Source organism: Glycomyces sp. L485, assembly GCF_022548875.1.
GTDB lineage: Bacteria > Actinomycetota > Actinomycetes > Mycobacteriales > Micromonosporaceae > Glycomyces.
Genome location: NZ_JAKZEW010000013.1, coordinates 1 through 26,515, shown reverse-complemented (window position 1 = coordinate 26,515; position 26,515 = coordinate 1). Strand labels below are relative to the sequence as shown.

Annotated in this window: 21 protein-coding genes; 15 read left to right on the top strand and 6 right to left on the bottom strand. The window is 69.1% G+C overall.

Annotated elements, in window-relative coordinates:
• The first annotated feature begins 32 nt into the window (after nt 1-32).
• Complete coding sequence (locus L0U85_RS08940; RefSeq protein WP_241377411.1) at nt 33-2,663, top strand: endo-1,4-beta-xylanase; 2,631 nt, start codon at nt 33-35, stop codon at nt 2,661-2,663.
• A 58-nt stretch (nt 2,664-2,721) separates the two neighbouring features.
• Here the strand turns inward: L0U85_RS08940 and L0U85_RS08935 are convergent, their stop codons facing one another.
• The 3 genes from L0U85_RS08935 to proC form a co-directional block, all read right to left on the bottom strand.
• On the bottom strand, nt 2,722-3,159 hold the full coding sequence (locus tag L0U85_RS08935; protein WP_241377410.1) for a GNAT family N-acetyltransferase: 438 nt from the start codon (nt 3,157-3,159) through the stop codon (nt 2,722-2,724).
• A gap of 8 nt (nt 3,160-3,167) precedes the next feature.
• Nucleotides 3,168-4,112 (bottom strand): NAD-dependent epimerase/dehydratase family protein, encoded by a 945-nt coding sequence (locus L0U85_RS08930; RefSeq protein WP_241377409.1) that lies wholly within the window; start codon nt 4,110-4,112, stop codon nt 3,168-3,170.
• Nucleotides 4,113-4,251: 139 nt separating this feature from the next.
• Nucleotides 4,252-5,058 (bottom strand): pyrroline-5-carboxylate reductase, encoded by an 807-nt coding sequence (proC, locus tag L0U85_RS08925; protein ID WP_241377408.1) that lies wholly within the window; start codon nt 5,056-5,058, stop codon nt 4,252-4,254.
• 177 nt (nt 5,059-5,235) lie between these two features.
• Here proC and L0U85_RS08920 point away from each other — a divergent pair, with 177 nt between their 5' ends.
• The 6 genes from L0U85_RS08920 to L0U85_RS08895 all read left to right on the top strand — a co-directional run bounded on the left by L0U85_RS08920 (nt 5,236) and on the right by L0U85_RS08895 (nt 13,650).
• Nucleotides 5,236-6,645 (top strand): cytochrome ubiquinol oxidase subunit I, encoded by a 1,410-nt coding sequence (locus L0U85_RS08920; protein ID WP_241377407.1) that lies wholly within the window; start codon nt 5,236-5,238, stop codon nt 6,643-6,645.
• A gap of 9 nt (nt 6,646-6,654) precedes the next feature.
• Nucleotides 6,655-7,653 (top strand): cytochrome d ubiquinol oxidase subunit II, encoded by a 999-nt coding sequence (cydB, locus tag L0U85_RS08915; RefSeq protein WP_241377406.1) that lies wholly within the window; start codon nt 6,655-6,657, stop codon nt 7,651-7,653.
• Complete coding sequence (gene cydD / locus L0U85_RS08910) at nt 7,650-9,293, top strand: thiol reductant ABC exporter subunit CydD (protein ID WP_241377405.1); 1,644 nt, start codon at nt 7,650-7,652, stop codon at nt 9,291-9,293. Before cydB ends, cydD begins: the two co-directional genes overlap by 4 nt.
• Entirely contained in the window at nt 9,290-10,987 is a 1,698-nt protein-coding gene (gene cydC / locus L0U85_RS08905; RefSeq protein ID WP_241377404.1) for a thiol reductant ABC exporter subunit CydC, read from the top strand. Before cydD ends, cydC begins: the two co-directional genes overlap by 4 nt.
• Nucleotides 10,988-11,083: 96 nt before the next feature.
• A complete protein-coding gene (locus L0U85_RS08900; protein ID WP_241377403.1) occupies nt 11,084-11,716 on the top strand; it encodes a hypothetical protein in 633 nt (210 codons plus the stop codon).
• Nucleotides 11,717-11,952: 236 nt separating this feature from the next.
• Nucleotides 11,953-13,650, top strand: coding sequence for a stealth family protein (locus L0U85_RS08895; RefSeq protein ID WP_241377402.1), 1,698 nt, complete (start codon nt 11,953-11,955; stop codon nt 13,648-13,650).
• A gap of 45 nt (nt 13,651-13,695) precedes the next feature.
• On the opposite strand, the gene L0U85_RS08890 is transcribed toward L0U85_RS08895, so the two are convergent.
• Nucleotides 13,696-15,807 (bottom strand): M3 family metallopeptidase, encoded by a 2,112-nt coding sequence (locus L0U85_RS08890; RefSeq protein WP_347177403.1) that lies wholly within the window; start codon nt 15,805-15,807, stop codon nt 13,696-13,698.
• A 35-nt stretch (nt 15,808-15,842) separates the two neighbouring features.
• Between L0U85_RS08890 and L0U85_RS08885 the strand changes: the two genes are divergently transcribed.
• The 4 genes from L0U85_RS08885 to L0U85_RS08870 all read left to right on the top strand — a co-directional run bounded on the left by L0U85_RS08885 (nt 15,843) and on the right by L0U85_RS08870 (nt 20,203).
• Nucleotides 15,843-16,922 carry a metallophosphoesterase gene (locus L0U85_RS08885; RefSeq protein ID WP_241377400.1) on the top strand — a complete coding sequence of 360 codons (1,080 nt, stop codon included), beginning with the start codon at nt 15,843-15,845 and terminating at the stop codon, nt 16,920-16,922.
• A 350-nt stretch (nt 16,923-17,272) separates the two neighbouring features.
• Entirely contained in the window at nt 17,273-18,511 is a 1,239-nt protein-coding gene (locus tag L0U85_RS08880; RefSeq protein WP_277605578.1) for a helix-turn-helix domain-containing protein, read from the top strand.
• 86 nt (nt 18,512-18,597) lie between these two features.
• Nucleotides 18,598-19,431 carry a Nif3-like dinuclear metal center hexameric protein gene (locus L0U85_RS08875; protein ID WP_241377398.1) on the top strand — a complete coding sequence of 278 codons (834 nt, stop codon included), beginning with the start codon at nt 18,598-18,600 and terminating at the stop codon, nt 19,429-19,431.
• Nucleotides 19,421-20,203: a hypothetical protein gene (locus tag L0U85_RS08870; protein WP_241377397.1), complete on the top strand. Its 783-nt coding sequence runs from the start codon at nt 19,421-19,423 to the stop codon at nt 20,201-20,203. Before L0U85_RS08875 ends, L0U85_RS08870 begins: the two co-directional genes overlap by 11 nt.
• Nucleotides 20,204-20,252: 49 nt before the next feature.
• Here the strand turns inward: L0U85_RS08870 and trpD are convergent, their stop codons facing one another.
• Nucleotides 20,253-21,362, bottom strand: coding sequence for an anthranilate phosphoribosyltransferase (gene trpD / locus L0U85_RS08865; protein ID WP_241377396.1), 1,110 nt, complete (start codon nt 21,360-21,362; stop codon nt 20,253-20,255).
• A 23-nt stretch (nt 21,363-21,385) separates the two neighbouring features.
• On the bottom strand, nt 21,386-21,745 hold the full coding sequence (locus tag L0U85_RS08860; protein WP_277605587.1) for a hypothetical protein: 360 nt from the start codon (nt 21,743-21,745) through the stop codon (nt 21,386-21,388).
• A 264-nt stretch (nt 21,746-22,009) separates the two neighbouring features.
• Here L0U85_RS08860 and L0U85_RS08855 point away from each other — a divergent pair, with 264 nt between their 5' ends.
• From L0U85_RS08855 to L0U85_RS08840, 4 genes are all read left to right on the top strand, one after another.
• A complete protein-coding gene (locus tag L0U85_RS08855; RefSeq protein ID WP_347177402.1) occupies nt 22,010-22,630 on the top strand; it encodes a heme-copper oxidase subunit III in 621 nt (206 codons plus the stop codon).
• Between the two features lie 180 nt (nt 22,631-22,810).
• Nucleotides 22,811-23,617, top strand: coding sequence for a cytochrome c (locus L0U85_RS08850; RefSeq protein WP_241377394.1), 807 nt, complete (start codon nt 22,811-22,813; stop codon nt 23,615-23,617).
• The gene (locus tag L0U85_RS08845; protein ID WP_241377393.1) at nt 23,614-24,729 is read left to right on the top strand and encodes a Rieske 2Fe-2S domain-containing protein; all 1,116 of its coding nucleotides are present in this window, start codon (nt 23,614-23,616) and stop codon (nt 24,727-24,729) included. Before L0U85_RS08850 ends, L0U85_RS08845 begins: the two co-directional genes overlap by 4 nt.
• 29 nt (nt 24,730-24,758) lie before the next feature.
• Nucleotides 24,759-26,303 carry a ubiquinol-cytochrome c reductase cytochrome b subunit gene (locus L0U85_RS08840; protein ID WP_241377392.1) on the top strand — a complete coding sequence of 515 codons (1,545 nt, stop codon included), beginning with the start codon at nt 24,759-24,761 and terminating at the stop codon, nt 26,301-26,303.
• Nucleotides 26,304-26,515 lie beyond the last annotated feature (212 nt).

Sequence of the window (26,515 nt, the reverse complement as noted above, 5' to 3'; positions counted from 1 at the left end):
CCCCGCGAGCCGGAACCGCAAAGGAGCGATGCATGAGACCCCTCCCGGCACCCCGAATCCAAGGCGCGCAAAGCCCACCGAGACGGCGTCCGCGCGCCGTGGCCCTGGGCGGCGCGGCAGTCCTCGCCCTCGGACTCCTCGTCGTCGACACCGAGGCGGCCGGAGCCGACGAGCCGATCCTCTCCACCGACTTCTCCTCGGGCACCACCGAAGGCTGGTTCAGCCGCGGCGACGTGGTCGTCGAGGCCACCGCCGAAGAGCACCTGCTCGTCGAGGGCCGCACCGAGACTTGGCACGGCGCCGCCATCGACATCACCGACCACATCGAGGTCGGCTCCCGGTACCGCCTCAGCGTGGATATGAAGCTGCCCGAAGGCGCCGATCCCGCGCAGCTGCGCACGACCGTCCAGCGCGACGTCGGCACGGAGTCGAGCTACGACTCCGTGGTCTTCAACCGCGAGGTCGGCGGCGATGCCTGGATCGAGTTCACCGGCGCCTACTCGATCGCGGCACCGGCCGACAGCCTCCACTTCTACGTCGAATCCGACCAGAGCCTCACCCCGATCCTCGTCGACGACTTCTCGCTCACCCGCCTCGACGACCCCGAGATCGAGGACCTCACGCCGCTCAAGGACGTCCTCGCCGACGACTTCGTCATGGGCACCGCCGTCGAACCGCCCGAAGTCACCGGCAAGCCCTCCGAACTGCTCGCCAAGCACTTCGCGCAGCTGACCGTCGGCAACCAGATGAAACCCGAGGCCATCCAGCCCGTCGAAGGCGTCTTCGACTTCTCCGAGGCCGACCGGATCGTCGACTTCGCCGAAGCCGCAGGGATGCGGATCTGGGGCCACACCCTCCTGTGGCACAACCAGACCCCCAACTGGTGGTTCGAGGACGCGAACGGCGAGCCGCTCACGGGAACCCCCGAGGACCGGGCGCTCATGATCGCGCGACTGGAGTCCCACATCAACGCGATCGCCGACCACTACGGCGACCGGATCTGGGCCTGGGACGTCGTCAACGAGGTAGTCGACCCCTCCGAGGCGGACGGGCTGCGCCACTCGCGCTGGTACGAGATCTTCGGAGGCGGCGACTACATCGCCCACGCCTTCACCATCGCCCGCGAGGCCTTCGGGCCGGACGTCAAGCTCTTCATCAACGACTACAACACCGAGTTCCCCGACAAGCGAAACGCGATGTACGACCTGGTCGAGTCCATGCGCGCCGACGGCGTCCCGATCGAGGGCGTCGGCCACCAGGCCCACGTCTCACTCGACCGGCCGGTCGAGTTGCTCGGTGAATCCATCGACGCATTCGCCGGACTCGGCGTCCTCCAGGCCGTCACCGAACTCGACGTCTCGATCTCCAGGCACGCCGAGGAGAGCCTCCCCGAGACGCCGCCCGAGCGTCTGGTCGAGCAGGGCTGGTATTACAGGGACCTGTTCGAAGTCCTGCGCGCCCGAGCCGACAAGCTCGAATCGGTGACGGTGTGGGGCCTGTACGACGCGGTCTCGTGGCTGCGCACCTGGCCGATCGACCGCCCGCACGAGGCGCCGCTGATCTTCGACGACGACCTTCAGTCCAAGCCCGCCTACTGGGGCATCGTGGACCCGAGCCGGCTGGACCACTTCGCGCCGGCCCAACGGGCCGCCCGAGCCGCCGTCGAGGTCGACGGCTTCTCGGAGACGGAGTGGTCGCTCGTGCCCGGTGGCGACTTCGGAACCGGAGCGTTCCAGACCCGCTGGGACGAGGAGCACCTGTACCTGCTGGCGCGCCTGGAGGGCGGCGAGAGGCTCGACGTGTTCGTGAACGACTCCGGTGAGCGGGCGGGGGAGTGGACCGAGGGCGACGCCGCCTACGCGGTCGCCCGCGACGGCACCGCCTCCGAGGGGATCGAGGCCGTGGTGGCCGAGGACGGCGGCGGCTGGCTCGTCGAAGCGGCGATCCCTCTTGCCACGCCCGGCGCGACAGGCCGGAGCATCGGTTTCGACCTGCGGGTGGCCGACGGCGGGATCCTCCAGTCCTGGTCCGATCCCGACCACGCCCAGGAGACCGACACCTCCCGCTTCGGCGCGGTCGAGCTGACGGAGGCCATCGCCGCCGTCGAGGTCCGCGAGGCCAAGTGGTTCATGAAGCCGGTGATCGACGGCAGGATCGACTGGGCCTGGTGGACGGCGCCGTGCATCGAGACCGAGGTCGACGTGGTCGGCGCCGACGGCGCACGGGCGAGGGTCCGGCTGCTGTGGGACGACACCTACCTGTACGCCCTGTTCGCGGTGGACGACGCCGAGCTCGACGAGTCGTCCCCGGACGTGTGGGCGCACGACAGCGTGGAGCTGTTCGTCAACCCCGGCAACACGAAGTCCGGCGCCTACGGGCCGCTCGACGGCCAGTACCGGGTGAGCTTCTCGGGCACCGAGAGCCTCAACACCGGCACCGCCGCCGGGGCGCTGACCTCGGCGGCGGCGACCACGGCGACCGGGTACCTGGTGGAGATGGCCGTCGCGCTGCCCGAGGGCTTCGGCACCGGCTCGATGCTCGGCCTGGACGCACAGGTCAACGACGCTGCGGACGGTGCCAGGACCGGCGTGACCACCTGGCACGACCCGACCGGCGACTCCTGGCAGAACACGTCGCGTTGGGGCGTGGCGATGCTCGACTGACCTGCCGCGAAGAGGGACCGGTGGCGGAGCGCGAGCCGGGCGCTCCGCCCTGCCCTTCCTACCGGCCCTTGCGGATCATCGGGACGTGCGCGATGCCGTCCTCGATGAACTCGGGGCCGTCCTCGACGAAGCCGAAGCGGCGATAGAACCCGGCCGCGTAGGTCTGGGCGTCGAGGGCGAACGTGGTCTCGGGCCCGGCCCGGCCGATCGCGGCGGCCATGAGCCTCGCGCTCAGACCTCGGCCCCGTTCGGCCTTCGCGCAGCAGACCCGGCCGATCTTCCACCCGGCGCCGTCGCGCAGCAGCCGCAAGCACGCGACGATACCGTTCTCCCCGCCGATCCAGAAGTGGACGGTCTCGGGATCGGTGTCGCGGTCGTCGAGGTCGGGATAGGCGCACTCCTGCTCGACGACGAACACCTCCTGCCTGAGGCGGGCCAGGCCGAACACCGTCGCGGCGTCGAGATCGGTGAACCGCCCGTGTCGAATTTCGCCCATGCCCGCAATTAGACCAGGGCCAGTCGGCGCTGCCACCATTCGAGGGTCTGGGCGAGTGCGGTCTCGGTCTCGGTCGGCTCGTCGCCGAACGTCGCGGTGAAGTCCGAGGAGTCCACGACGAACGGCCCGTCCCACTGGTGCCGAGTCTCGGCCAGGCCGCGCAACGCCGGCTGGAAGGCACCGGCCACCCTTATGAGGACCCACCAGGGGATCCGCTTGATCGTGGCCGGCCCGTGCCCGAGCAGCCGCGCCATGGCCTGGACCATCTCGCGCTGTGACGCGGCGGGCGCGGTGGGGATGTGCCAAGGGCGGCCCCAGGCGCGGTCGTCGCTGCCGAGCCGGACGAGCGCGTTCGCGACGTCGGGGATGTAGGTGAAGCTGTGGGGCGCGTCGAGGTCGCCGAAGACCGAGACGTCCTTGTTCTCGATGACCGGTCGGACGACGCGCTCGCCGAGCACGGAGTCGGCGAGGGCGCCGGGCCCGAAGTAGTCGGAGCCGCGGGCCTCGGTGAACCGGATGTCGCCCTTGCGGTGCAGCTCCATCGCCTGCTTCCACATGTCGGTGCGGATCTGCCCCTTCCGGCCGGGGGAGCGCAGCGGCGTCCGCTCGGTCATGGGTTCGCTCACGGGCCCGTAGACGTAGAGGTTGCCGGTCTGCACCAGGCTCGCGCCGCCTGCCTTGGCAGCGGCGAGGACGGCGGCGAACATGGGCGGCCACTCCTCGGCCCATTTGTGGTAGCCGGTGGGGTTGGCGCAGTTGTAGAGGACGTCGGCTCCGGCGGTGGCGGCGGTGAGCGCCGCGGCGTCTCTGGCGTCGACCTTGACGTGGGTGATGCCGGGGGCGTCGGCACCGCCGGAACGGCTGAGGACGCGGACGCGCTCGCCGCGCTCGGCGAGGATGGCGGCGACGGCCGAGCCGATCTGGCCCTTGCCGAGGATGACGTGGTCGGTCATGGCGGGTTCCCTTCTCAGAGAGAGCGATGCTCTCGTTATGGATCAACGATCGCATGTCGGACGGCATTCGTCAAGAGCGCTGCTCTCTTTTTTGTGCAGTGATCTGAATGTTGCGTCCGGGAAGGGAACCCGTTGCTGCTCAGGCGTATTCGTCGGCGATATCCCGGGCCCGGTCGCGGGCAGCCTCGATGGCGTCGTTGACGGCCGAGCGCACCCGGTGGTTGTCCAACTGCCGCACCGCGCTGATCGTCGTCCCCGCCGGGGACTCGACCGCCTCCCGCAGCTCCGCCGGGGAGGACTCGGCCTCCTTGAGCATCCGAGCGGCGCCCAGCGACGTCTGCGTCACCAGCTCGCACGCCACCGCCCGCGGCAGCCCCATGAGGACGCCCGCCTCGGTCATCGCCTCGGCCAGGTAGTAGAAGTACGCCGGACCCGAGCCTGAGATCGCCGTGACCGCGTCCTGGTGCTTCTCCTCGACGATCAGCGTGCGGCCCAAAGGTTTGAACAGCTCCTCGACCTCGGCCAGGCACCCGGCGTCGGTGTGCGTGCCCGGGGAGAGGACGGTCATGGCCTCGTCGACCAGTGCCGGAGTGTTCGGCATCGCCCGAACCACCGGCGTCGAATCGGGCAGCCGCTTCTCGAAGAAGGCGGTCGGCAGACCCGCGCAGATGCTCACCACCGGCGCGCCCGCCGCGAAGACCCCGTGCAGTTCTTCGAGGAGCGCGGCGGCGTCCTGGGGTTTGACCGCCACCACCACGACGTCGGCGCGCCTCACCGCCTCCTCGTTCGGCTCCACCGCGACGCCGTAGGCCTCGCGCAGCTCGGCCGCGCGCTCGGCGCTGCGCGCCGTCGCCACCACCGAGCCGGTCTCCCAGCCCGCGCGCAGCAGGCCCGACAGGATCGCCTGCCCCATCTTCCCGGCGCCGAGCACCGCAACTGTCCCCATGCCGTCTCCCCTCGAAATCGGTTGCCTCACCGATTGTGCCTCGCCCGAGCGGTGACCTACCTCGTCCGCGCGCATCGTGAAAGTCCCCGATTGTCGGGCGTTTAGTCCCGTGGGGGTCCGCAGCGCCGCCACGATAATTGCCGCAGCGAGCATTCTGGAAAACTCGATTGGGGCGATATGGACGTTCTTGATTTGGCGCGGTTGCAGTTCGGTGTCACCACCGTCTACCACTTCCTGTTCGTCCCCGTCACGATCGGACTGTCGCTGCTGGTGGCCATCCTGCAGACCCTGTGGCGCACCACCGGGAAGAACTCCTACCTGCGCGCCACCAAGTTCTGGGGCAAGCTCTTCCTCATCAACCTCGCGATGGGCCTGGTGACCGGCATCGTCCAGGAGTTCCAGTTCGGGATGAACTGGAGCGACTACTCCCGCTTCGTCGGCGACATCTTCGGCGCACCACTCGCGTTCGAGGCGCTCCTGGCGTTCTTCGTCGAGTCGACCTTCATCGGCATCTGGATCTTCGGCTGGGACAAGCTCAAACCGTCGATCCACCTCGCCTGCATATGGCTGGTCGCCTTCGGCACCATGGCAAGCGCCTACTTCATCCTGGCCGCCAACGCCTTCATGCAGAACCCCGTCGGCTACCAGATCAATGAGACCGCCGGGCGCGCCGAACTCACCGACTTCGGCGCGGTCCTGACCAACCCGGTCGTGCTCGCCGCCTTCCCCCACACGATCTTCGCCTCCTGGATGACCGCCGGGGTCGTCGTGATCGCGGTGTCCGCGTATCACTTCAAACACGAGCGCGACCTCGACGTCCACCGCCCCGCGATGCGCCTCGGAGTCCTGACGACGCTCGTCGGGGGCGTCGGCACCGCCATCTCCGGCGACGCCCTCAGCAAGGTCATGACCAGTACGCAGCCGATGAAGATGGCCGCCGCCGAGGCGCTCTACGAGACCACGGACAACGCGCCGTTCTCCGTTCTCACCATCGGCTCGCTCGACGGGCGCACCGGCACCCCGGTCGTCGAGATCCCCGGCCTCCTGTCCTACCTGGCGACCGGGGGCTTCGGCGGCCAAGTCCACGGCATCGACGACCTCAACGCCGACTACCAGGCTCTCTACGGGGCGGGCGACTACGCCCCGTACATCCCGCTCACCTATTGGTCGTTCCGCCTCATGATCGGCTTCGGCATGCTCGCGCTCGCCATGGCCGCCATCGTCTGGTGGTCCACCCGCCACGGGCGCCTGCCCTCGCGTCGCTGGTTCTGGCCCACGGTCATGTGGATGGCCGTCACGCCGTTCCTGGCCAACAGCTTCGGGTGGATCTTCACCGAGATGGGCCGCCAGCCATGGGTGGTGTTCAGCCTCTTCAGCACCGAGGCCGGCATCTCGCCGAGCGTCGGGATGCGGACCGTGGCCCTGTCCCTGGCAGGCTTCACCCTCGTCTACGCCGTGCTCATCGTCATCGCCCTCAAACTGTTCTTCAAGTTCGCCAAAGCCGGACCGCCGAGCGAAGAGGACGCGCTCGCGTCCGCCTCCGGCCCGTCCGACGACCCCGACAAGCCCATGGCATTCGCCTACTAAGGACCTCTGATGGAATTGACGACGATCTGGTTCCTGGCCATCGCGCTGCTGTTCACCGGCTACTTCATCCTGGAAGGATTCGACTTCGGCGTCGGAATCCTGCTGCCGGTGCTCGGACGCGACGACCGCGAGCGCCGCGTGATGATCAACACGATCGGTCCGCTGTGGGACGGCAACGAAGTGTGGGTGCTCACCGCCGGCGGCGCCATGTTCGCCGCCTTCCCGCACTGGTACGCCAGCCTGTTCTCCGGCTTCTACCTGCTGCTGTTCGTGATCCTTCTCGGCCTGATCGTTCGAGGCGTGGCCTTCGAATACCGCGGCAAGGGCACCACCGACCGGTGGCGGCGCGGCTGGGACGCCTGCCTGTTCGGCGGCTCGGTCCTCCCCGCGTTCTTCTGGGGCGTCGTCGTCGCCAACATGGTCCGCGGCGTTCCGCTCGACGACGGTTTCGACTACACCGGGACCGTCTGGCAGCTCCTCAACGGCTACGCGCTCCTGGGTGGACTGACAACGCTGCTGCTGTTCACCGCCCACGGCGCGTTCTTCCTGCACCTCAAGACCGCCGGTGACATCCGCGAACGGGCCAGGGCCCTCGGCTGGAAACTCGCCGCCCTCACCGCCGCGCCCGCCGCGGCGTTCCTGATCTGGACTCAGGCCGCCCACGGCGACGCGCTCAGCGCCATCCTCATCACGCTGTGCGTCCTGTCGCTCATCGGCGCACTCGTCCTCGACCTCCTCGGCCGCGGCGCTCTGGCGTTCGCCTGCACCGCCGGGACGGTCGCCCTCGCATCGGCCGCCCTGTTCGCGGCACTGTGGCCGAACGTACTGCCGTCCACCTCGGACCCGATGAACAGCCTCACCCACGCCAACGCGGCCGCGACCGACAAGACGCTGGGCATCATGACCTGGGCCGCGATCGTCTTCTTGCCGGTCATCCTGCTCTATCAGGCCTGGACGTACTGGGTGTTCCGCAAGCGCGTCTCCGTCAACCACATCCCGGTCGCATGACCGCGCTGTCGCCGCCGCGCGAGCGGACGTTCGACCGGCGCCTGCTGCACCGCGCCAAAGGGGCGACGCCCTACATCGCCGTGTGCGTCGCGATCGGCACCGCCACGACCGCGTGCGTCATCGCCGGAGCCTGGCTCATCGCCCGACTCGTCAGCGGCGCCTTCGCGGGCGGCCAGAGCCTGGAGGAACTGGCCCCCTCGCTCGCCGCGCTGGCCGCCGTCCTCGGCGCCCGGGCCCTCCTGGCCTCGGTCCAGGAGGCCGCCGCGCACAGTGCCGCCGCCGGGGTCAAGACCGCGCTGCGCCGCCAGGTCCTCGCCCACCTCATGCGCCTGCCCTCCACGGACCGCAACACGGGAGAGACCACCGCGCTGCTGGTGCGCGGCATCGACGCGCTCGACGCCTACTTCGCCCGCTACCTGCCGCAGCTCGTCCTCGCCGCCATCGTCCCGGTCGGCGTCCTGATCACCATGGCCGCCGCCTACCCGGCCGCCGCCTTGATCGTCGCCCTGACTCTGCCGCTCATCCCCGTGTTCGGCATCCTCATCGGCCTCTACACGAAGACCCACGCCGAACGCCGATGGCAGTCGACCGCAACGCTCGCGCACCACTTCGCCGACCTTGTCGCAGGGCTCCCGACCCTGAAGGCGTTCGGTCGCGCCGCGGCGCAGGTCGATTCGATCCGCTCCACCACCGGCGCCTACCGCAAGCGCACCATGTCACTCCTGCGCGTCGCCTTCTGCTCGGCGCTAGTCCTCGAGCTGGCCGCGAGCCTGTCGGTCGCGATCGTCGCCGTCACCGTCGGCGTCCAACTCGTCCACGGAGGCCTGTCCGGCCAGATCGGACTCCAGACCGCCCTGCTCGTGCTCATCCTGGCTCCCGAGGCCTACCTGCCGCTGCGCAACGTCGGCGCTCACTACCACGCCAGTGCCGAGGGACTTGCGGCCGCGGAACGGCTGTTCGCCGTTCTCGACCAACGCCCCGAGGCGTCGGGCGGCGCCTCCCGGATCGCCGACCGCGCCCCGGTGATCCTGTTCCGCCGCACCGTCTTCGCCTACCCCGGCCGCGAACCGCTCCCCGAAGTGAGCCTGACCGCCCCGCCCGGCCGGATCACCGTGCTCACCGCGCGCTCAGGCGCGGGGAAGTCGACGCTGCTGGCCGCCCTCGTAGGCTTCCGCGTTCCAGCGAGCGGTGCGATCGAAATCGACGGCACCCCGCTGGCAGAGCTCGACCTCACCGCGCTGCGCCGCTCCATCGCGTGGATGCCGCAGCGCCCCGCCCTGGTCGACGGCACCGTCGCCGACAACGTCCGCCTCGCCGTCCCCGACGGCGCCGACGAGGCCGCCGTGGCCGCCGCGATCGCCTCCGCCCGCGCTCCCGAAGCGGGCCGCCGCGTCTCCGCAGACGGCTCAGGCGTCTCTGCAGGAGAAGCCGCCCGCATCGGCCTCGCCCGAATCCTCCTGCGGGCCGAAGCGCTCGACACCCCGATACTGCTGCTGGACGAGCCCACCGCGCACCTCGACGCCGACACCGAGCAGGCCGTCCTCGCGTCGATCGAGACCGCCGCGACAGGCAGGACCGTTCTGATCGCCTCCCACCGCCCGGCGGTGCGCGCCATAGCCGACCTGGAGGTGCACTGGTGAAGGTGACCCTGTGGCGCACCGGCGTGGCGCCCCGGCTCGGCCTCGGCGCCGTCCTCGGTGCTCTGTCCCAGCTCAGCGCCCTCGCACTCCTGGCCGTCTCCGGCTACCTGATCTCGCGCGCCTGGCAGCAGCCGCCGATCCTGTACCTGATGGTCGCCGTCACCTCGGTGCGGCTCTTCGGCGTCAGTCGAGGCACCCTGCGCTACGCCGAACGCCTCGTCTCCCACGACGCGGCATTCCGAGGCCTGGAGCGGTTGCGCACCGCCGTCTACGGCAGGCTCGTCCGCCTAGCCCCGGCCGGGCTCCCCGTCTGGCGATCCGGGGACCTCCAATCGCGACTGATCGACGACGTCGACGGCGTCGGCGACCGCTGGCTGCGCGGCACCCTGCCCCTCGCCACCGCCGTCATCGTCGCGGCCGCGGCGGTCGCCCTCCAGAGCGTCCTTCTGCCCGCCGCGGGGGCCGTCCTCGCCGCGTCGATCCTCGCCGCGGCCACGCTCGGCCCCGCGCTGGCGTCCTGGGCCGCCCGGATCGCCGTGCGAACCACCGGGAGCGCGCGCGCCGACCTCACCCACGGCGTCCAGAGCTGCCTGGCCGGACGCGAAGAACTCGTCGCCTCCGGAGCCGACCGCCTCGCCCTCGACAACATCTCCGCCACCGACGACCGACTGCGCCGCGCCCACGCTCGCATCGCCTGGACCGCCGGGCTGGGCGAGGCCGTAGGGCTCCTGGCTCTCGCCGCCGCCGTGTGCGGCGCGCTCTACACCGGCATCCCCGCTGTCGCCGAAGGGACTCTCGACGGCGTGCTGCTGGCCGTGATCACGCTCGTGCCGCTCGCCGCCTTCGAACCGGTCCTGGCGTTGCCGCAAGCGGTCCAGCAGACCGCGATCGCGAAGGAATGCGGCCGCCGCCTCACCGAGATCACCGAGATGCCCGAGCCCAGACCCGATCCGGCCGAACCGCTCGAATTCGGACCCGAACCCGCGGGCGGGCCCGCGCCCATCGAGATCAAGCGGCTCAGCGTCACCTGGCCGGGCGCCGGGGCCCCGGCGCTGACCGGCCTCGACCTCACGCTCCAGCCCGGCGAACGCGTCGGCATCATGGGCCCCTCCGGGGCCGGCAAGTCCACCCTCGCCGCCGCGCTCATGGGCTTCCTGCCCTACGAGGGCAGCCTGCGCTTCGGCGGGATCGAACTGGCCGAACTCGACGGCGACGCCGTCCGCGCCCGAGTCGGCCTGTGCTCGCAGAACGCGCACGTCTTCGACACCACGCTCGCCGAGAACCTCCGCATCGCCCGCCCCGGAGCAGACGACGACGAGCTCGCCCGCGCCTTGCGCCGGGCCGGGCTCCGCGAGTGGTTCGACGGCCTCGAAGAGGGTCTGGCGACCCGCCTGGGGGAGCACGGCCGCGCCGTCTCAGGAGGCGAGAGAGGCCGCATCGCACTGGCAAGGTGTCTCCTGGCCGACCGCGAAGTGCTCGTCCTCGACGAGCCCGACGCCCATCTCGACGCCGCCTGCGCCGACCGCGTGCTGCGCAACGTCGCCGCCGCCCTCGAAGGGAAGTCGGCGATCATCATCACGCACCGGCCCCTGCCCGAGGGCGTCGTCGACCGGGTACTCCGTCTCGACGCACCCGCGCCGCCGCTCCGTGACGCGCGGAACGACCCGCTGCTCGGAGTCGCCACAGGCATGTAGAATCCGGTTTCGGTGCTACCGAGCTCCATCGGTGGACGCAACAAGCGGCGCTGGACCCGGCGGCCGCCTCTCCCAACATTCTCTAAGGCATCAGCAGTGAATACATCTGCGCCAGAGCCCGAAAGCCCCAGATCCGGGCAGCGCTGGCCTGAAGGCTGGACGAAGCTCCACGTGTATCTCACCGATCTCGAAGAGGTCAAGCCGGTCGCGGACTCGTACCGCCCGGTCATCGAAGAGGTATCCGACGAAGTCGCCGTCCCCCACCAGTGGCTCCACGCCACCATCGCCTCGATCGAGTGCGATGCCGCCGACATCTCGTCGGAGACCCGCCACCGCCTCGTCGGATCGCTCCGCGATCGCGTCGGCGAGCAGGAGTCCTTCGGCCTCACCGTCGGACCGGCGCTCGCCGCGACCGGAGCGATCATGCTCGACACCAGTCCCGACGAGGAGTTCCAGCGTCTCGTGCGCACCTGCGTCGACGTCATCAACGAGGTCGTCGACGGCGGCTTCGGCCGCCCGTGCGGCGGGCCCGGTCACGTGTCGCTGTCATACCGCCCCGACTCGGTCGGCGCCGACACGAAACGCGGCGCCATACAGAACCATCTGCGCGACGTCAGGCCCGGTAGGGCCGAAATCACAGTGACCGGTGTGGATCTCGTCAGGGTCATTCAGTCCGAGGACGCCTCGACCTACACTTGGGAGACCGTTGCCCGAATCCCCTTGGGCTAGAACAACATCGACCTGACTCCGTAGGGTGAACCCGAGGTTAATTCCGAATTCGTTGACGGTTCGGACGCTTTTCTGACACTATCTCGTCACCGTTCTGTGGCCTACTGTTGGGACATGTGTCAATGTCCGGCCACGTGGGGTTCGAGCGTGGTCGAGGACAGATCCGCTTCCCACGGCGCCGGTTGGAGTCTCCGGTTCTCCCGGAGCGGCAGCTTGCCGTGAGTCAGGAGGTGTCGATGTTCGCCCAGAGAGAAGGTCGTATCGCAGCCCGAACGACCCAATACGTTCCGCCGCTTGAAGAGGCGGTGAATCCGACCGGACCCCGTCCGGTCGAACCTCATTGCGCCGGAACCGAAGTCTCCGAACCCTACCGTTTCTTCACCGACCTCGCCTCCAGCCACGTCCTGCACTCCCTTCAGATCCGTCCGGCCTACGCCCTCGCCGCGCCGACGCCGCTGGAGATATGGCGGCGCAACCTGGAGATCGTCTCGGCCCTGCTCACCGCCGTGGGTGTCGAGTTCTTCGCCGTCCCCGGCTTCAGCCTGACCCGGCCGGTCCTCGGCGTCGCCGACATCGACCGCCATCGCGTCTGCGCCGCCCTCGCGATGCTGTGCGACACCACCGGCGGGCGCCTGACGGTCCCCGAACCGGCCTACCTCGAATCCGAATCGGCCCTCGACAAGCCTGTGTGGGCGCGCGGCACCGGCCTGGGCGACGTGCCGATGGTGCGCGCCGACTGGCTGTGGACCGAGCCCACCCGCAACCTCGTCTTCGGCGCCGACTACGGCTGCGACGTCGAGTTCTGGACCGACACCGGCGACGGCCACCTGATCGCCCCGCGCCACAACCGCATCAGCCCGGTCGTCCGCCGCGACGGCGCGGCCGCGGTCGCGCCCGGGCGGCTGTTCACCGCGCTCGCGGGCGGCTCGCGCGCCAGCCTGCCCGATGTGGTCACCCGCCCCGAGTTCGCCGGGCCGGGGCCGGATTACGTCGGCTTCCCGATCGACGTCGTCTACACCTGGGTCGACGGCTCCGACCACGCCTGGCTTCGGCGGCGCGCCGAGGCCGACCAGTCGCCGTACCACGCTGAGTCCGCGAACGACGCCAGGTTCGTCGACCGCGAGGAGCTGCGGTACTCGCTGCGCTCGCTGCACATGAACGCGCCGTGGGTGCGCAACGTCTACCTGGTGACCGACCGGCAGCGCCCGCACTGGCTCGAATCCGAGGCGCCGGGCATCACCGTCGTCGACCACGCCGACCTGTTCGACGACCTCGACTGCCTGCCGACGTTCAACTCGCACGCGATCGAGACGCAGCTGCACCGCATCGAGGGCCTGTCGGAGCACTTCCTGTACTTCAACGACGACATGTTCCTGGGGCGCCCGGTCGGGCCGCAGTCGTTCTTCGAGCCCAACGGGCTGAGCCGGTTCTTCCCGGCTGAGACCTTCATCGGGATGGACCCCGTCAACGCGGCCGACACGCCGCCGAACGCGGCGTTCAAGAACGATCGGGCGCTCATCGAGCACGCGTTCGGGCGGACGATCTCGCGGATGATGAAGCACGTGCCGTACCCGATGCAGCGCAGCGTCCTCGCCGAGGTCGAGAAGGAGTTCAACGACGTCCACACGCGGACGGCGAACAGCTCCTTCCGCAATGTCACCGACGTGTCGGTGGTGACCTTGCAGCACTACTACGCGTTCTTGACCGGTCGGGCGGTGAAGGGCACCAGCCGGGACTCGTACCTGGAGCTGGGCAGGCCCGACCTCGCCGAGCGGCTCGACGAGCTGCTCGACCTGCGCGACCGGGAGTCGTTCTGCATCAACGACGCAGGGCTGAGCCCCGACATCGCCGAGGAGCGCTCGGCGATGATGCGGTCGTTCCTGGAGGCCTACTTCCCGGTGCCCTCGCCGTTCGAGCGCCCGATGGCCGTCTGAGCGAATGAGCAGGCCCGGTCGGAGGTGCTCCGACCGGGCCTTGGACTACTTCAGGCCGCGGCGTTCGAGCAGCGGCTCGATCTGGGCGTCCCGTCCGCGGAAGCGCCGGTAGGACTCCATCGGGTCGATCGATCCGCCCTTGCTGAGCAGGTGCTCCCGGAAGTAGTCGCCGTTCGCGCGGGTGAGGCCGCCGTTCTCCTTGAACCATTCGACCGTGTCGGCGTCCAGGATCTCCGACCAGATGTAGGAGTAGTACCCGGCCGAGTAGCCGCCGGCGAAGATGTGCGCGAAGTAGCCCGACCGGTAGCGCGGCGCGATCTCGTCCATCGCGATGCCCGCGTCCTGGAGCACCTTGCGCTCGAACGCCTCCACTGCCGCGGCAGGGTCGTCGCCGGGCTCGGGGACGTCCTCAGGGGAGAGCCGGTGCCAGGCCTGGTCGAGGATCGCCGCCTGGAGGTACTCGGTCGAGGCGAAGCCCTCGCCGAATTTGCCCGACTCCTCCCACTGCTCCAGCAGCTCGGTCGGGGCGGTCTCCCCGGTCGCGTGGTGGCGCGCGTAGTTCGCGACGACCTCGGGCCGGCGGATCCACATCTCGTTGACCTGCGAGGGGTATTCGACGAAGTCGCGCGGCGTCGAGGTCATCGACGTCTTCGGGTAGCGGCAGGCCGACAGCAGCCCGTGGATGGCATGCCCGAACTCGTGGAACAAGGTCTGGACGTTGTCGACGGTGACCAGCGCCGGCTCGCCCTCGGAGGGCGCCACGACGTTGAGGTTGTTCACGACCACCGGCTTGTCGCCGGTCAGGTCGGACTGGACGACGAGGGCGTTCATCCACGCGCCGCCCTTCTTGGAGTCGCGGGTGAAGTAGTCCGCGAGGAACAGGCCCAGTGTCCCGCCGTCGGCGTCGAAGACCTCGAAGACTCGCACGTCCGGGTGGTAGCCGACCAGGTCGTCCCTCTCGGCGAAGGTGAGGCCGAACTCCTTCTCCGCGGCGTGGAAGACGCCGTCGAACAGGACCCGATCGAGCTCCAGGTACGGCTGGAGCGCTTCGGCGTCGAAGCCGTACTTGGCCTTGCGGACCTTTCCGGCGTAGTACGACCAGTCCCAGGCGGCGAGCTTGAAGCCGCCGCCCTCGGCGTCGATGAGCTCCTGGAGTTCGGCGGCCTCGGCCCGGGCGTTGCGCGCCGACGGGGCGGCCAAGGACGCGAGGCGCTCGGCGATGATCGAGGCGTCGCCGGCGGTCTGGTCGGCGGCTATGTAGTCGGCGTGGTGCTCGAAGCCGAGCAGCCGGGCCTTCTCGGCGCGCAGCCGCACCATGGACAGGAGGGTCCCGGCGTTGTCGGCGCCGCGCGAGGTCGAGGCCCGCCACAGACGCTCGCGCAGGGCGCGGTTCGTCAGCTGCTCCAGCTGGGGGTGGTTGCTGAACAGGCTCTGGGTGAACAGGTAGCCGTCGAGATCGCGGTCGGCGGCGGCCGCCGCGGCGGCCCTGACGGCCTCCTGGCCGAGCCCGTCGAGCTCTGCGGCGTCGGTGACGTGGACGGCCGCGTCGTTGATGTCGGCCAGCACCTGCTGGTTGAACTTGGCCGACAGTTCGGCGAGCTCGGCGTTGATCCTGGACAGCCGGGTCTTGCCGTCCTCGTCGAGCGCGGCGCCGCCCCGCACGAACTCGGTGTGGTAGCGCTCGAGGAGCCGTTCGTCCTGCTCGTCGAGGCCGAGCCGGTCCCGGCGTCGCCACAGGGCGTCGACGCGGGCGAACAGTTCGGCGTCGAGGAGGATCTTGTCGTGGTGCTCGGCGAGCCGGGGGCTGATCTCGGTCTCGATCGCCTGGAGCTCGTCGTCGGTGTCCGAGGTGTTCTTGTTGTAGAACACCAGGCTGACGCGCGTGAGGATCCCGGTTCCGACCTGCTCCAGGGCGACGATGGTGTTCTCGAACGTCGGCTCGTCGGGGTTCGCGGTGATCGCACGAACGGAGGCGAGCTCCTCCTCCATGCCGGCCTCGAAGGCCGGCAGGTAGTGGCCGATGGAGATTTCCTCGAAGCGTGGGAGATGGAACGGCAGGTCGGAGACGGTCAGAAACGGGTTCTCGGTCACAGGTGCTCCTAACACAGTGGCGGTGGAGCGAATCCTATTCCCGACGCCTGTAGCCGACAACCGCATTCCCTGCGCGGCTTCGCCCCATTAATATCGAGTCCATGTCTGAGACGAGCCCGCTGTTCGTGGCCAGCGACGTCCACGGCCACTTCGATGCGCTCGTCGAGGCGCTGCGCGGACGTGGACTGGTAGACGGGGACGCCGCCTGGACCGGCGGCGACGCGCGGCTGTGGATACTCGGCGACCTGTTCGACCGCGGTGAGGAGGGCGTGGCGGTGGTGCGGCTGCTGCGCAGGCTCGCCGGCCAGGCCGCGGCCGAGGGCGGGATCGTCGACACGCTCGTCGGCAACCACGAGGTGCTTATGCTGGGCTCCAAGCGCTTCGGCGACCGCCGCTTCACCGACGTGGACGGCCAGGAGCGGCAGTTCCTGCACTGGTGGGTCCTCAACGGCGGCTTCGAGGACGACCTGGGCGAGCTGACCGATGACGAGGCCGAGTGGCTCCGGACGAGGCGCGTCGTCCATTTGGTCGGCCGGTCGCTGCTCGTCCACTCCGACACCGAGTCCTATCTGGCTTACGGGCGCAGCGAGGAGGCCGTGAACACGGCGGTGCGGGCGGTGATGGCCTCGGACGAGCCCGAGGAGTGGTGGCAGCTGTTCCGTGAGCTCACCCGCCGCCACGAGTTCATGGGCGCGGACGGGCCGTCGCGGGCGCGCGGGATGCTGCGCGCGTTCGGCGGCGAGGAACTCATCCACGGCCACTCGACCATCCCCGACACGACCGATCTGGAGCCGGGCCAGGTGACGCAGGCGCGCCGCTACTGCGACGGCCTGGCGCTGAATGTGGACGGCGGGGTCTACCAAGGCGGCCGTTGTCTGGTTGTGCACCTGAACTTATTCACCGCCTCGTTGTCGCGGAAACGAAAAGGCTGCGGCGATCGGTGGGGGAGTGGTGCTCTTCGCGGGTCTGGACTCCATCCACAGGCTCAGCGCGAGGGCCGCTCCGATGCCGAGGACGACCCATCCGGCGAGCGAGGAGAGGGCGATGAGGTGGCCCAGCACTGCGGCCGCCGCCGTGGAGAACGCCGCTCCTGTGAAGGCGTTGCCGAACGCATGCCGTCGCCGCCGCAGCGTCCGAACTTTGTCGTGTCTCATATCCGACACAACGATGCGGGCGCTTGAGTAGGCACGTTGCATGTGCATATTTTCCCGCATTCGGGTGGCTTAAACCCGTCATAACGGCATATAGCAGGCGTATTTCAGTGTCGGGCAGGAAATATTGTGATGAACTCTCAACGGAGAGTCGCTGCCGCCGCGCGCGGCCGTTGTGCTGAAGTGGAAAAACCTGTAGATACATATTGTCGGGGCGATCGTCCGGATGAGACCGACCGCTTCGGACGGAGCACTCCAGGGCGGGCCACGACCGCGACCGTCCGGCATCCGGTTGCGACCGTCGCCGCCCAATTCCATAAGGCACAGAAATGCGAAGTCCCAATGAATGCGTTTAACTCCTATAAGGACGGTGGGGTCTGATGGAGTCCGAAACACAACCGACGGGGCGGCGCGTGGCGTACTGGCGCCAGCGCCGCGGGATGTCCCAACAAGTGTTCGCCGATCGCATCGGCAAGTCCAAGAGCTGGGTCGACAAGATCGAACGAGGCGTCAGACGCCTCGACAAGTACTCGGTCATCACCGAGCTCGCGGAAGCCCTCAGCATCGACGCCGGGCAACTGCTCGGCCGCGAACCGAAACGCCGACCCGGACTGGGCGGGTGCCTCGACCAGGTGGAGGTCGAGTCCATCCGGCAGTCCCTCGAACGCTACGAACGACTCGGACGCTTTCTCGAAGCGGCCGCGATCGAACCGACGCCGATACCGGAACTGCGCGGCGCGGTCGCCTACGCGTGGCTCGCCTTCGAGAAGGGCCACTACCCGGTCGTCGCCCGCTCCCTCATCCAGCTCCTGCGCGACACACCCGTCGCCGAGGAGAACCCGATCGGCGGCACCAAAGCCGACGCCGCCGAACTCATGACCCAGGTCTACCAGATCGCCTCCACGGTCCTGCGCAAACTCGGCGAGCCCCAGCTCGCCTGGCTCGCCGCAGACCGCGCCATCAGCGCCGCCCAGCGCGGCAACGACCCGCTCCTGGCCGGCATCGCCACCACCCGCGTCGCCAACGCGCTCCGCGCGCTCGGCCGCTACCAGGCCGCGCTCGACCTCAACATCCAAGTGGCCCACGGACTCATCAGCGACACCGGCGGCGAGTCCGCCGGCCCCGAGGCCATCAGCGTCTACGGCGCCCTCCTGCTCCAGGGCGCCATGGCCGCCGCACTCTCCGGCGAAGGCGCTACCTGCTCTGACCTGCTCGACAGCGCCGACCGCGCCGCCGTCATCCTCGGCCGCGACGCCAACCACTACTACACCTCGTTCGGACCGACCAACGTCCTGCTCCACCGCGCCGCCGCGTTCGTCGAACTCGGGGAGGGCGCCGACGCCCTCGCCGTCCACGACACCATCGACCGGGGAGCACTGGGCGACCTCGTCGCCGAACGACGCGCGCACCACTACCTCGACATGGCGCGCGCCTGCATCCAGATCGGCGACATCGAACGCGCCGGACGGTCGCTGACCGCGGCCGACCGAACCGCACCGGCCGAGATCCGCTGCCGCCCGATCGCCGTCGAGCTCATAGACCAGATCCTGCATCGCGCCAAGGGCGAGCCGACGCCCGAAGTGCGACGACTGGCAGAACACGTGGGGGCCTTGAACTAGTCGGTCGGGACGTGCCCCGAGCCCAACCGCTCGGGCTCGGGGCACACCCCTCCGTCCGCGACACGAACATCAATAGACTCCAAGGCATGCGCACGCTCAGCGAGGTAACCGCAGCACTGGACGAGACCTATCCGCGCCACTGGGCCCAGGGCTGGGACCGGGTCGGACCCGTCTGCGGCCGCCCCGACATCGCGGTCAGGCGAGTCCTGTGCGCCGTCGACGTCGTCCCCGAGACCGTCATCGAGGCCATCGAAGGCGGCTGCGACCTCATCGTCGCCCACCACCCCCTCCTCCTCCGAGGCGTCTCCAGCCTCGACCCCTCCGCCGACTACAAGGGCGACCTCGTCCACACCCTCATCGAACGCAGCATCGGCCTGTACGTCGCCCACACCAACGCCGACGTCGCCAACCCCGGCGTCTCCGACGCGCTGGCCGGACGGCTCGGCCTTGCCGACCTGAGACCGCTCCGGCCGCTCGACGGACCCGAGCACGAGGACTCCGGCCGCGGCATCGGCCGCATCGGCCGCCTCTCCGACGTCAAATTCTCAGCCCTCGTCGAGCACGCCGCGAAGGTCCTGCCCGCCACCGCCTGGGGCATCCGCGCCGCGGGCGACCCCGACCGGATCGTCCGCACCGTCGCGGTGTGCGGCGGCGCCGGGGACGGCTACCTCGACGACGCCGTCGCCGCAGAGGCCGACGTCTACCTCACCGCCGACCTCAGACACCATCCCGTCAGCGAGCACATCGCGAGGGGCGGCCCGGCGCTCATCGACGCCGCCCACTGGGCGACCGAGCGACCCTGGCTCGATACTGTTGCAGAACGGCTGTCGGTTCTCGTAGACGAGGTGATCGTCTCCGACATCGACACCGATCCGTGGACCATCCATCAGAATTCCGGGGTGAACCGAGTTGAAAGCTGACCTGTTCGATCAGCGACGACTGCTCGACCTGCAAGCCGTCGACACCACGCTCACCCAGCTCGACCAGCGACGCAAGAGACTCGCCGAAGACTCGACGGTCGCCGACGCCCGCAGGCGCGTCCAGGCCCTGACCGACCGCGCCGCGTCCCTCACCGCCGACATCGCCGATCTCGACCGCGACATCAAGCGCATCGAGCAGGAGGTCGAACTCGTCACCAAGCGCGCCGCCGGCGACCGCGACCGCATGGCCTCAGGCGCGGCCAGCGCCAAGGAACTCGAAGGGCTCCAGAGCGAACTCGCATCGCTCGCCCGCCGCCAAGGCACCCTCGAAGACGACGAGCTCGAGTTCATGGAGCGCCGCGAAGGCCTCGAAGCCGAGCTGGAGGCGACTCGCCGCCAGACCGCCGAGGCCCAGAACGCCCTCGACGACGCCGAGACCGCCCACCGGGGGGTCCTCGACGAGATCGACGCCGAGACCGACACCGCGCGGGCCGGGCGGATCACCCTGACCTCCTCCATCCCCGGCAGACTCGTCGAGCTCTACGAGCGCATCCACACCCGCCAGCCGATCGCCGCCGCCGAACTGGTCGGGCGCCGCTGCGGCTCGTGCCGCATCGAGAAGTCCCCTGCCGACATGGCCCCCATCCGCGCCGCCGCCATCGATGAGGTCCTGCGCTGCGAGGAGTGCGGTTGCGTCCTCATCCGCACCGAGCTGCCCTCCGGCGGCCCGAAGACGAGCGCCTCCGAAGAAGAGCTCAAGAAGTACACCTAGACGACGGCGAAGGGGGCGAACCGAACGGTTCGCCCCCTCCGCGATGCGTTCACGACTTGCTGAACCCGGCCCAGCGCTCCACCAGCGCCGCCGCCGCGCCCTCGTCGACCGCCTTCGCGGCCTTCTTCAGGCCCGCTTCGAGCATCTCCCGGCGCCGGGACACATCGTGCAGGTCCACGTCGTCGACCAGCCCGTCCCGTGAGGCCAGCGCCGCGGCGGCGTTGATGAGCACCGCGTCGCGGACCGGGCCGCCCTTGCCGGCGAACACCTCGCGGGCCACGTTCGTGTTGAACTCCAGGTCGCCGCCGCGCAGCGCCTCCGGTCCGGCCTCGACCAGGCCGAACTCCCCGATGTCGAGGCTGCCCTCGGTGACCCGGCCGCCAGAGACCACCCATTCGGTGGTCGTCGACGACGTCGAGATCTCGTCCAGGCCGTCGTCGCCGCGCACGACGAACAGCGACGCGCCCCGGTCGGCGAAGACCTGCGCCATCAGCGGCGCCATGCGCGGGTCGGCGCAGCCGATGAGGCCGGACTTCGGCTGTCCCGGGTTCGTCAGCGGCCCGAGCACGTTGAACACGGTCGGGATGCCGAGCGCTGCGCGCACGGGACCGGCATGGCGCATGCCCGGGTGGAAGGCCCTCGCGAAGCAGAAGCCGATGCCGACCTCGCGGACCGACGCCTCGACCCGGTCGGCCGAGGCCTCCAGGTCCACGCCGAGCGCTTCGAGCAGGTCCGCCGAACCGACAGAGGAGGAGGCGGAACGGTTGCCGTGCTTGATCACCGGCACACCCGTCGCCGCGACGACGATCGCCGCCATCGTGGAGATGTTGACGCTGTTCGAGCCGTCGCCGCCGGTGCCGACGATGTCGACCGCCACGCCCAGGTCACTCACGTCTATCCGAGTCGTCTCGGCGAGCATCCGCCCGGCGATCGCCGCGATCTCCTGCGCCGTCTCACCCTTCGAGCGCAGCAGCACCGCGAACGCCGCCAACTGCGCCGGGTCGGCGTTGCCGGCCATGATCTCCGCCATCGCCCAGTCGGCACTGGCCTCATCGAGATGCGTGCCGCCGGAAAGGCGCGCGAGGACGTTCGGCCAGCTTGGAGCAGCGTCCACTCCGGTTCGGGTGGTGTCGGGAGACGGGCGGGTGGTGTCGGTCATGAAGGCTCCAGAGGGCTATAGGCTCAGGCGGCGCGCTGTGCGGGCAATTCGGCCGAGCGCCGGTTGACCAGCAAGTCTACTACCGTCTGCCCGGTCGTCACGGGGTTGAGAGGGTGGGTCAGGACGGAGTCGGCCCGCGACCACGCCGCCAGCCAGCGGTCGGCGGCTCGGGCCACGACCACCGCCAGGGTCGGGGGCGCGTCGAATTCGTCTCGGAGCTGGCGGGCTATGCCCATGCCGCCGGCGGGCTGCGCCTCGCCGTCGAGCAGGACGAGGTCGATCTCGTAGGAGTCGATCAGGGCCACCGCGTCGTCGTAGTCGTCGGCGACGGCGTACTCGATCTTCACGCCATCGGCCGGCTCGTCCCCGATCGCGGATCGCATCTGCTCGATCACGGAGGGCTTATGGCTGTAGAGCAGCACTGCGTACTCGGTCGTTGAGGTACTCACGCCTCGCATATTAAACCGGCCACACTGAAATGGGAAGACCGGCGCGGCCACTTCCGCCTCCCGCCGCGGCCACCTCGGCCGAACGGCAGATGACCTGCGGAAGCGATATCGAGGCGGGCGGAGCCTACCGTCGGCCGACACGCACGAAAAACACACCCCATGCACAGGTTGCGACCGCCGGGCCGTAATAATGTGCGCGTGACTGCCGCCGAAGCAACTATCGACCCCAGCCGAATCCACTCACTGACAAGGCCCAATGTCGTCAGTGTCGGCACCATCGTGTGGTTGAGCAGCGAACTCATGTTCTTTGCGGGCCTGTTCGCGATGTACTTCTCCATCCGCGCCGCCGCGCCGGAGCTGTGGAACGGGACCGCCGAGCACGTCGGAGGACCCGCGCACCTCAACATTCCCTACGCGCTGGTCTTCACCGTCATCCTGGTGGCCTCCTCGATCACCTGCCAGCTGGGCGTCTTCGCCGCGGAGAAGGGCGACGTCTACGCCCTCCGCCGCTGGTTCGCGATCACGTTCGTCATGGGTCTGGTCTTCGTGCTCGGCCAGGTCAACGAGTACCGCAACCTGATCGCGGAGGGGTACACCATCGCCTCGGACGGGTACTGGTCGATGTTCTACCTGACCACCGGCTTCCACGGCCTGCACGTGACCGGCGGCCTGGTCGCGTTCATCATCTTCCTCATCCGCACGACGATGGGGCGGTTCAGTCCCGCTCAGGCCACAGCTTCCATCGTGGTGTCCTACTACTGGCACTTCGTCGACGTGGTGTGGATCGCGCTGTTCGCGATGATCTACTTCCTCCAGTAATGAATTCGGGCCGGAAGCGACCACCGTCGAGTCCGGCCGCAATACTGTCAAGGCCCCGGCCCCGCGCCGTGGTGAAATCCCGAGAAGAGCGACGGCCGTCCCCCGGAGGCGGCCGCCCGATCGGCGGGGACCGCAGAGCCCCCGCCGGTCTGAGAGCTAGATAAAGGTGAGGCAACAACCGTGGCTGCATCAGCGAAACGCCGGCGAGGCTGGCGCAAGCGCCTCGGCGCGCTGGCCAGGTTCACCGGCGCGTTGGTCATTGTCGGTGGGCTCTACTCGGCCTTCTCGCCGAGCCTGTACGCCCAGGAAGCCGACGACAACGCCATCGAGTCGGACGTCGTCAAAGGCGAGGAGCTCTTCGACACGAGCTGCATCAGCTGCCACGGCGCGAACGGCGAGGGCATCGAAGGCCGCGGACCGAGCCTGATCGGTCTCGGTTCTGCGTCCGTGGAGTTCCAGGTGAACACCGGCCGCATGCCGATGGCCGCCCAGGGCGCCCAGGCGCCCCCCGGCGACCCGGTCTTCTCCGAGGAGGAGGCCGAGTGGCTCGGCGCCTTCGTCGAGCACCTCGGCGGCGGGCCCTCGGTCCCCGACGACCTCGAAGCACTCGTGACGGAGGGCAACGCGGCCGAAGGCGGCGACCTGTACCGCGTCAACTGCTCGTCCTGCCACGGCTATGCCGGCGGCGGCGGAGCACTCTCCTCCGGCGCGGAGGCGCCCTCGCTGAACGGCGTCACCGACGAGGAGCTCTACCAGGCGATGCTGACCGGCCCGCAGAACATGCCGGTCTTCGCCGACAACGAGCTCACCCCTGAGCAGAAGGCCGACGTCATCGCCTACGTCCAGTACATCGTCAACGACGACAAGGACCCGGGCGGCGTGTTCACCCTCGGACGCTTCGGCCCGTCCACCGAAGGGCTGGCCATCTTCCTGGTCGGCATCTCTTCGCTGCTGCTGGCCACGCTCTGGATTGCAGGTAAATCGTGAGTGCCCACAACGATGACAATCAGCCGGAAGCGGTCGACCTGAACGACCCGAAGCTCTCGCGCTTCGACGTCTACCGTGAGGGTCTGCGTCGCGACGGCATCGAGATCATTCACTACGAGCCGCGCTACGCGACGCCCGGGACGAAGGTCGAGCGGCGCATGGAACGCATCGTCGCCGGCCTGTTCCTCGGCTCCGGCCTGTTCGCGACGCTGTTCGTCGTCGCCTACATCTTCTGGCCCTGGGAATACGAGGGCGTGGCGACCGCCGCAGACCCGCAGACCTGGTACACGCCGATCCTCGGCGTCACCCTCGGCCTGTCCCTGCTGCTGTTCGCAGTCGGAGTCCTCACCTGGGCCAAGAAGCTGCTGCCGGTCGAGGAGCTCGTCCAGGACCGTCACGACGGCGGCTCCTCCGGCGACGACCGCAAGTTCGCCGAGTCCACCGTCGACAACATGGTCGACGACATGGGGATCAAACGGCGCCCGTTCCTGGTGAAGGCCGCGCTGCTCGGAGCCGCCCCGCTGGGCCTGGCTGCGGTCGCGCCGCTCGGGGCGCTCGTCAAGGACCCCGGCGACATGCTCACCGTCACCGGCTGGAACGCCGAGAAGTTCAACGACGGCAACCCGGTCCAGCTCATGATGAAGGACGGCGCGCTGGTGCGCCCGGACATGGTCTCGGCCGGCGGTCAGATCACCGTCTTCCCGGCCATCGAAGGCGGGGCCAGCAACGAGTTCGCGACCGCGCCGACGCTGCTGATCCGCCTGCGTGAACAGGACGCGGCGCTGCTTCGCGAGAACCTGTACCCCATGTACCAGGAAGCCGACGCCATGTGGGGCGACTACGTCGCCTACTCTAAGATCTGCACCCACGTCGGCTGCCCGGCCAGTCTCTACGAGCAGCAGTCCCAGCGTCTGTTGTGCCCGTGCCACCAGTCGCAGTTCAACGTGGTGGACAACGCGGCTCCGATCTTCGGCCCGGCGACGCGGCACCTGCCGATGCTGCCGCTGGACGTCGACGACGAGGGCTACTTCATCGCCAAGTCGGATTTCCTGGTGCCCCCGGGGCCGGCGTTCTGGAATCGCCCGTCCCTCCCAGAGGAGGATGAACAGTGAAGCGCCGCAAAGGCACTAGCGAGAGTCTGATGACGAAGGCGGGCGGCGAGCTCGACGACCGCTTCAAGCTCGCCGGACCGGCCCGGGTCCTCATGAACAAGGTCTTCCCGGACCACTGGTCGTTCCTGCTGGGCGAGATCGCGCTGTTCTCGTTCATCCTGCTGCTGTTGACCGGCACCTTCCTGGCGCTGTTCTTCGAGCCGTCCATGACCCACGTGACGTACGAGGGCTCCTACGTGCCCCTCCAGGGCGTGGGGATGTCCAAGGCCTACGAGTCGTCCCTGAACCTCTCGTTCGAGGTCCGCGGCGGGCTCATCATGCGGCAGATGCACCACTGGGCGACGCTGCTGTTCATGGCGTCGATCCTGGTCCACATGCTGCGGATCTTCTTCACCGGCGCGTTCCGCGCCCCGCGTGAGACCAACTGGATGATCGGCATCCTGCTGTTCTGGCTGGGCTTCTTCGAGGGCTTCATCGGCTACTCGCTGCCCGACGACGGCCTGTCCGGCACCGGCCTGCGCATCGCCGAGGGCATGACCGAGTCGCTGCCGTTCCTCGGCCCGTGGGTCTCCGCGGGTCTGTTCGGCGGGGCCTTCCCCGGCGACGAGGTCATCGCCAGGTTCTACATCATCCACGTGTTCCTGCTGCCGCTCGCGCTGCTCGCTCTCATCACCGTCCACGTCGGACTGGTATTCGCGCAGAAGCACACGCAGTGGCCCGGACCGGGGCGCACCGAGCACAACGTGGTCGGCTTCCGGATGTTCCCGAACTACGTCATGAAGCAGGTGGGCTTCATGCTGTTCATCTGGGGCGTGGTCGCCGCGATGTCGGGCCTGTTCCAGATCAACCCGATCTGGCTGTTCGGCCCGTACGAGGCCTCGGTGGTCTCCTCGGCCTCGCAGCCGGACTTCTACGTCATGTTCATGGACGGCCTCATCCGGCTCTTCCCGGCCTGGGAGTTCCGTGTGCCGCCGTACTTCACGCTGCCGGCCGTCTTCTGGCCGGGCATCGTGGGCATGGGCTTGTCGGTGCTGCTGCCGTTGGCCTACCCGCTGCTGGAGCGCCGCTTCACGAAGGACCGGGCCCACCACAACCTGCTCCAGCGCCCGCGCGACGTTCCGGCTCGCACCAGCCTCGGCGTCATGATCGTGGGCTTTTGGATCATCGGCGTGATCTCCGGCGGGAACGACGTCTTCGCCGAGACGTTCAACATCAGCCTGAACGCGATGACGTGGGCGGGCCGCATCGGTATCGTCGTCGTCCCGATCGCCCTGTACTACTTGACTTTCCGGATCTGCCTGGGACTCCAGCAGCACGACCGCGAGGTCCTGGCTCACGGCCTGGAGACCGGCATTCTCATGCGCGACCCGAACGGCCGCTTCTATGAGGTGCACCAGCCGCTGGCGGAGCCGGACGAGCACGGCCACACCGAGCTGGAGTACAACGGCTGGGTCGTTCCGAAGAAGATGAACCGCGTGGGGGCTCTGGAGCCGACCGACAAGGGATTCTTCAAGTCGATCGAGGAGCCGACCGGGAACGGCGAGCGACGAGACGAGATCGAGGCCGGCAAGTAGTAAGTTAGCAAGCCGGAACGACGGCGGGGCGGTACCGGAAGGTGCCGCCCCGCCGTGCGTCCTGGGGAGTGATGGCGCGTCCTGGGTTGACGGTGCGGCGTGCGTCTGCGGTGCGGGGTCGAGTTGGTCTCAGGGGCGGGCGTGCGGAGTCCGGCAATGGCAGAGGTTGCGTTGGCGGGAGCGGTGTGGGGTGGATGGTTGTTCTGCGCCAA